Source organism: Streptomyces sp. AC627_RSS907 (assembly GCF_019049165.1).
The window spans coordinates 705-1,361 of sequence record NZ_JAGMUE010000609.1; the positions used below are offsets into that span (position 1 = coordinate 705).

The following is a 657-nucleotide window of genomic DNA, read 5'->3' on the forward strand; positions in this document are numbered from 1 at the left end:
GACTTCGCCGGCCATGATGTAGGGGAATCCGGTGGGGTCGAAGCAGGCGATCGGCGAGACGCCGTTGACGCCTTCGCGCAGCCCCTCGCTGTACGCGGACGCCCCGATCCCGATGCTCGACACGGGCCCCAGGCCGGTGATGACTACCCGTCGGAGTGACATGAGGCTCAGCCCTGCCAACCAGCGTGCTCGGCGAGCACGTTGTAGACCTCGGTGAGGTTGATCATCTTGGGGAGCTCCGACTGCGGGATCTCCACCTTGTACTTCTTCTCCAGGCGGGCGAGGATCTCGATCGCGCGCAGCGAGTCGGCCTCGTGCTCCTCGATGAAGTGGCTGGTCTCCGAGATCTCCTCGGGCTCAAGCTCCAGCACCTCCGCGACGATTTCGCGGATCTCGTCGAGCTGCTCCTGCTTGGTGGCGGTCGACATTTATGGACACCTTTCTCGGGCTTCTGAGGGGAATTCAGAACGTCGATCTCTCGCGTTCCGACACTTCAACATTAGGCGGCCAGAAGGCGCCTGAGCCACCATCGATGGGTGTTCACAGATAGCCCAACGGCGCTTTTTCCAAGACCCACTTGGGGCCCGTTGTGCGCCACACCACAAAGGCCGTTCAATAATGAATAAGTCGTTACTCGCGAATAACAGAACCGCGATA

The 657-nt window shown here is 60.9% G+C and carries 1 protein-coding gene; it reads right to left on the reverse strand.

Going from position 1 to position 657, the window contains the following annotated elements; translation table 11 throughout:
* Positions 1-167: 167 nt before the first annotated feature.
* The gene (locus KUM32_RS37375) at positions 168-428 is read right to left on the reverse strand and encodes an acyl carrier protein (RefSeq protein WP_176162550.1); all 261 of its coding nucleotides are present in this window, start codon (positions 426-428) and stop codon (positions 168-170) included.
* Between the last annotated feature and the right edge of the window lie 229 nt (positions 429-657).

Coding starts and splice junctions, on each gene's coding strand:
- KUM32_RS37375 (WP_176162550.1), bottom strand. CDS start 428: ATGTCGACCGCCACCAAGCAGGAGCAGCTCGACGAGATCCGCGAAATC.